Source organism: Moorena sp. SIO1F2 (assembly GCF_010672755.1).
Taxonomy (GTDB): domain Bacteria; phylum Cyanobacteriota; class Cyanobacteriia; order Cyanobacteriales; family Coleofasciculaceae; genus Moorena.
In genome coordinates this window covers 1-6,348 of sequence record NZ_JAAHFV010000353.1, presented here as the reverse complement: position 1 = coordinate 6,348, position 6,348 = coordinate 1, and the positions used below count along the sequence as shown (strand labels likewise).

General features: G+C 44.8%; 5 protein-coding genes. 2 read left to right on the top strand and 3 right to left on the bottom strand.

From position 1 onward, the window contains the following. The first annotated feature begins 461 nt into the window (after positions 1-461). Positions 462-3,680 carry an NACHT domain-containing NTPase gene (locus F6J94_RS27955; protein ID WP_293046372.1) on the top strand — a complete coding sequence of 1,073 codons (3,219 nt, stop codon included), beginning with the start codon at positions 462-464 and terminating at the stop codon, positions 3,678-3,680. On the opposite strand, the gene F6J94_RS27950 is transcribed toward F6J94_RS27955, so the two are convergent. The 3 genes from F6J94_RS27950 to psbX form a co-directional block, all read right to left on the bottom strand. Beyond that, positions 3,621-3,809, bottom strand: a complete 189-nt coding sequence (locus tag F6J94_RS27950; protein ID WP_293046369.1) for a hypothetical protein — start codon at positions 3,807-3,809, stop codon at positions 3,621-3,623. The genes F6J94_RS27955 and F6J94_RS27950 overlap by 60 nt on opposite strands. A 294-nt stretch (positions 3,810-4,103) precedes the next feature. Further along, positions 4,104-5,087, bottom strand: a complete 984-nt coding sequence (locus tag F6J94_RS27945) for a Ycf66 family protein (protein WP_293046367.1) — start codon at positions 5,085-5,087, stop codon at positions 4,104-4,106. A 195-nt stretch (positions 5,088-5,282) separates the two neighbouring features. Further along, a complete protein-coding gene (gene psbX / locus F6J94_RS27940; RefSeq protein ID WP_075905548.1) occupies positions 5,283-5,402 on the bottom strand; it encodes a photosystem II reaction center X protein in 120 nt (39 codons plus the stop codon). 577 nt (positions 5,403-5,979) lie between these two features. Between psbX and F6J94_RS27935 the strand changes: the two genes are divergently transcribed. Then, positions 5,980-6,264 carry a YggT family protein gene (locus tag F6J94_RS27935; protein WP_008186608.1) on the top strand — a complete coding sequence of 95 codons (285 nt, stop codon included), beginning with the start codon at positions 5,980-5,982 and terminating at the stop codon, positions 6,262-6,264. Positions 6,265-6,348: the final 84 nt, after the last annotated feature.

Here is a 6,348-nt window from a genome sequence, read left to right as displayed (position 1 = left end):
CTGGGATAGCATTTAATTTCGAGCATGATCGGATAGTATTTACAGTCGTTTTCAGATGAATTGACCTCACTAGCGAGAATTGCAAGCCCCCTAAATCCCCCAATTCTGGGGGACTTTAACTCAATGCATTTTTTTAGGGATTATGAATTAGGAATTAGAACGTTTATCATAATAGTAGTGAGCTACCTAGGATTTTTTTCCGATTCCCTGCTCCCTGCTCCCTGCTCCCTGCTCCCTGCTCCCTGCTCCCTGCTCCCTAATCAGAGCATCGCATTTTTTCAGGGATTCTAAATTAGAAATTATATCGTTTATCATAATAGTAGTGAGCTGCACAGGATTTTTTCCCGATTCCCGATTCCCGATTCCCGATTCCCTACTCCCTACTCCCTACTCCCTGCTCCCTGCTCCCTACTCCCTAAATTGCTATAATTAATAGCATCGAACATAATTACCTATAAATTATGGAACCATTCTCCTTTTTAGCTGGTTTGGAACTATCGAAAATAGCGTCACCTTTGTTAGGTACTGTTGCGGGGGAAGCAGGGAAGCGTATAGTTAAAGCTCTGAATAAAAGTGATGTAGAGAAGGCAATCAAAGCGGGAGAAGACGCAGTTAAGGAATGGGAAAAACAACTGGAACCGAGCCAGCTATTATTTTTTCACGCTCCCCCGGATGGATTGAATGGAGTTAAAATTTTTTTGCAGTGCTATTTTACTAATGCAGCAGTTTTAGCAGAATTACAGAAACCGTTAATTAATCAAGGGCAGCCAGACCGGGAGATTTTAAGCACCGTATTTAAACAAGAAGCAGAAACGACTAATATTAAACTAAATCAAGATAGCCTCAAGCATTGGATAGAGACATTTGTTAATGCTTATTTTCAGCATACAGTTACTTATCTAAAATTTCAGGTAGCTAAACAGGATTATTGTGAGCAGTTAGCTAACTGGTTTGATGATGTTAAATTTGCTGGCATTGCTGTGCCTGGGCAAGAAGTAGAGAAATCGGAGAAGTTAGCTCAAATTTTTGTAATGCCCGATGTGGTGGAAGAGGTATCAACTGCTCGCCCTTGGGAGCGGGAGTTGTTAGCAGGAGAAAGTCAGGAAAAACTGGAAAGGGCGCTGTCAAGAAAGACGACTGGTAGGAAATTCTTAGCTCAGCAGCTATTGAGCCAAAGTCAGTCGAGACGAGTGGTGATATTGGGTGCGCCTGGTTCTGGAAAAACCACGTTGATGAGTTATTTTGCAGTAATGTTGGCTGACAGCAAGGCTGAGGTTTTGGGATTAGATGGTGATACGGATTGGCTACCGATTTTAATTAGGATGCGAGATTTTGGGATAAATCTCGATAAAAACCTGATCGACTATGCTTGTGGGTTTGCCGAAAACACGATGTCAGTGCAACGGTTACCAGTGGGATTTTTTGAGCATTGGTTGTCTGATGGTAGGGCGTTGATATTGCTGGATGGTTTGGATGAAGTAGCTGAAGAGGCTAAACGCAATGATGTGGTCAGGCGCATCGAGAATTTTTTGGGACAGTTTGACAGAAATCGCGCTATTATTACCTCTAGACCGGCTGGTTATCGCCGGGATTTTTTCCGCACTGAGGAATTTCCCCACTATCAAATTGAACCCTTTGATGATAGCAAGATTTCCGCGTTTATTGATAACTGGTATAACAGTCGCTTTCAAGACCAAGCAGAAGCTCAAAGGCGCAAGGAGAGTTTACGAAAGGCTCTGGATGATAATGACCGGATTAAGCTATTGGCACGGAATCCGTTATTGTTGACAATTATTGCATTGATTCATCGGTATCAAGCGGTATTGCCCAAGGAACGGTATAAGCTTTATGACAAAGCAGTGGAAACCTTGTTAACCTCTTGGGATGCTAATAAAGAATTAAGTAGTGATAAGTGGTTGAGCTATTTGAGTTTGGATGATTTGCGCCGATTGATGGAATGGTTGGCGTATTGGATTCATACTCAGGGAGATGCTGAAGATAACGACAGTGGCACGTTAATTGACAAAGATGAGTTGATTAAGCAATTGGCTGAGCAGATTAAAACCTTGAAGCAGGTGGATTTGTATAAAGCTAAGCAAGAGGCAAAACGGTTTGTAGAGTTGATCCAGAAGCGCACGGGTTTGTTGAATGAACAAGGGCAAGATTGCTATGGGTTTGTCCATAAGACGTTTCAAGAATATTTGTGTGCTCAAGAGATTAATTATCAAGCGGAGAATGAGTATGATTTTGGAATTGTCTTGAATCAGATTCGGGAGCATTTACATGACTCCCACTGGCGCGAAGTGTTATTATTGCTGATAGCGCAACAAAAACCGAAAAATGCAGCGAAGGCAATTCGGGCAGTTTTGACTAATAAGAGTAACTATGAGCAGTGGTTACATCGGGATTTGTTGTTTGCTGGTAATTGTTTGGCAGAAGACCCGAAGAATTTACGGAGTACTGATAGTGGCTTAGTTGAAGAAATTTTAGAGCGGTTGGTTGAGTTGGAGGTGAGTAGTTATGATCGGGTTGGCGAGAAGATTTGTGAGCAGGTTTTTGAGATAATTTGTAGTTTGTATGAAACGGATTTTGAGATACAAGCTCTAGAGATGTTGAAGGAGCATTCACATCAGATTGATGAGGAACGATTGCTGAAGTATCGACACGAGTTAGGGGAAAAAGAGCAGGTAATTACAATATTGTTGACACGCCTAAAGGATGATGATTCTGTTGTGCGTGAGAAGGTAGTGGAAGCCTTGGGCAAATTGGGCAACAGCTCAGAAATTGTAATCAACGCCCTCCTAGCAAGGCTAATGGATGATAAGTCTTCTATGCGTGGGGGCGCAGCCATAGCTTTGGCCAATTTGGGCAACAACTCAGAAACTGTAGTCAACGCCCTCCTAGCAAGGCTAATGGATAATAATTATGCTGTGTTTTGGAGTGCAACCTATGCCTTGGGCAAATTGAGCAATAGCTCCGAAACTGTAGTCAACGCCCTCATAGCAAGGCTAATGGATAATAATTATCTTGTGCTTGTCTTTGCAACCGAAGCCTTAGGCAAATTGGACAACAGCTCAGAAACTGTAATAAACGCCCTCCTAGCAAGGCTAAGGGATGATGATTCTGATGTGCGTGGGAGTGCAGCGGAAGCCTTGGGCAAATTGGGCAACAGTTCAGAAACTGTAATAAACGCCCTCCTAGCACAGCTAATGGATGATGACTCTTTTGTGCGTGTGAGGGCAGGCGAAGCCTTGGGCAATTTGGGCAACAGCTCAGAAACTGTAATAAACGCCCTCCTAGCACAGCTAATGGATGATAATTTTCGTGTGCGTATCAGGGCAGCGGAAGCCTTGGTCAATTTGGGCAACAGCTCAGAAACTGTAGTCAACGTCCTACTAGCACTGTTAATGGATGATGAGTCTTTTGTGCGTATCAGGGCAGCGGAAGCCTTGGGCCAATTGGGCAACAACTCAGAAACCATAGTCAACGTCCTACTAGCACTGTTAATGGATGATGATTCTTCTGTGCGTTGGCAGGCAACCGAAGCGTTGGTTGAATTGGGTAAAACATCTAATCATGTTCTCCCTACTGTAATTGAATGGATTGAACAACACCAGGATTCAGAGTATGTGGGCAGTGGTATTGATGCCTTGTGGGATTTGGTGGTAGGTAGGGAGTAGGGAATCGGGAATCGGGAATCGGGAGTCGGGAGTCGGGAGTCGGGAGTGTAATGGATCAAGAGGATTGTTTTTGTTGAATGCGATCGCGTAGCGTGACCAAAGGTCAATCCCATCAGCTAGATCCAACACAAGACCTAGGGTCTAGCAACTTCTGTTCCGAATACCTCGCTGTTTTGATACCATAGGGGGCTAAGGGGTCAGCAGTCAGCGGTCAGTGGTCAGCCCTCAGCCCTCAGCCCTCAGCCCTCAGCCCTCAGCTCTCAGCCTTTAGCAGATAACTGATAACTAATACCTGATTGCTGTTCGCGTAGCGTGCGCGTAGCGCATAAGCTGATTGCTGATTGCTGATTGCTGATTGCTGATTGCTGATCACTGATAGCTAATGGCTAATAGCTGATCACTGATAGCTGATAGCTAGTTTTCTTAGTACTCAAAAGGTCCTAACGGCTCATCATCTTCTTCAGACAGGTCGATGGGTTTGTAATCCACATAATCACTTTGGTCTGAGTAGTTAGAGGATGTTTCTTCCCTTGGGGTGGTACGACGCTTTCTTTCCCTTGAGGCTATCTGTGAGTCATAGTTTTCTGAGTCATAGTTTCCTGAGTCATAGTTTTCTGTAGATTCACGACGAGAACGGCTACGGCGAACGGGTCTGTCTTCCCTATCCCTGTCTAGATCTCTGTCTAGATCTCTGTCTAGATCCCGATCTAACTTAGCTTCCCAAGTGTCTACAGATCGTTCTACAGGTCGTTCCACAGATTGTTCCGAAGGACGAGAACGTCTACTACGAGATGGTCTGTCTTCCCAATCACTATCTAACTGAGCCTGCCAGGTCTCTCTAGGTCGTTCTGAAAACTGACCATTAGAACGAGGGCGGCGTTTACGCGATCGCTCTTCTAGCCTCGATTCCTCTAAACTCCCTCGACTCCTTGAACGACGGGTTTCTACTTCATAACGGTCTGTGCGCCTTTCCCTGGAATCTGCTGTGGGCCGCAAGCGAGGGTTGGAGTATCGCTGCTCTACCGGCTCTAGTTCATCGTATTCATCATAAACATTAGCCTCTTGTGGTTCTTCCCGGTAATAGTTACGGCTAACTGGTCGCTGACGGTCTTCAAACCCAGCATCTTCCCGGGCTTTTTTAGTGGCAACGCCCCGTAACCGCAGACTTTCCACAGCAAAAAATATTGCTGTACCGCTCAACAACAGCTGACTCAACTGCAAAATCGGATCGAGTCGCCATCCCTGAGTCACCAGAATAAAGCCACAAACTACCCCGACCACAGTGAAAAAGATATCATGGTCTCTGGCTAGTTCTGGACGAACCGAGCGCAGGAAATAGAGTCCTGCTCCGGCAAGCATTAATAATATGCCCAAAAGGCTAGCTGAATTAAACCCAAAATTTACCATTGCTACTCTCCTATGGCCAGTCTTATGGTAGCGAGTTCTTGGTCTTACACTCTACTGTAACTGGAGAACAACCATTTTACTCCTGGATCAGGAGAGATTCTGAATACAAAAATTGAGCGGGTTGTGAACCCACTCAATTTCCTGCTATCAAAGCTCCGCCTTAGTTCGTTTAAGGCATAGATAGTAGAGATTTTGTTATGATCTTTTGATCTTATCGCTCTGGCTAAAGACGATTAGTGCCACAGTGGCAGGAATAACCACAATGGCAGTACCCCAAAGTAAACTCCACAAAAAGTTGGCTAATGAAGGTGTCATAAAAACTCCTAGTTAATTTGTAAACCTTGTTTGTGATTAAGCATTCAGCATTCAGCTATCAGCTTATGCGCTACGCCCACGCTACTTGAGGTGCTTATGCGCTACGCCCAGGCTACTTGAGGTGCTAGCAGGAGCGATAACTGCACGGGGTCGGATGAGTAAAACCAGCAGGGATTTTAAACCAGCCGTACCAGCACCCCCCAGCTGGTTTACTACCCGTTGATTAGCTGACGGCACCTCAAGTAGCGTGAGCCAAAGGCTCACGGCTGATAGCTGAATGCTTACAAGAACATGATACTATTATTGAGAAACTTTAAATTAAATTAACTACAATCACAAGGACACTGGTAAGCCACCTAGCCACCTAAGGCGGCAGGTAAGCATTCAGCTATCAGTTATCAGCGTGTCGCGTATCAGTTATCAGCTAATCCGCTAGGGCTCACAGGCTAGAAGCCTGTGCCACTGTACTTGAGGTGCTTTTGAATAAAATAAGCTGACCGCTGACCACTGACCACTGACCGCTGACCGCTGACGGTGGCACCGGCAATACATTTGTGATCATTAGAATAAATAAGCCATGACTGCTGCTACGATTGCTATCTGGACTCTTGGTCCGTTACTCGGACTAATGATCTTCTTGTTTATCTTTCGCATTGTTCTGACCTGGTATCCTCAGGTAGACCTAAATCGCTTGCCATTTAATCTAGTAGCCTGGCCAACGGAACCCTTTTTAGTGCCAATGCGCAAAATTGTGCCTCCCATTGGTGGGGTTGATATTAGCCCAATTATTTGGGTAGGGATTTTCAGCCTGCTGCGGGAAATTCTTTTAGGTCAGCAGGGAATCCTGAGGATGATGATTTAGAAGGTTGAAGGTTGTTTGGTTGAAGGTTGAAGGTTGAAGGTTACATTCCAATTATTCATAGGAGCCGTAAAGCCAGTTACCAGA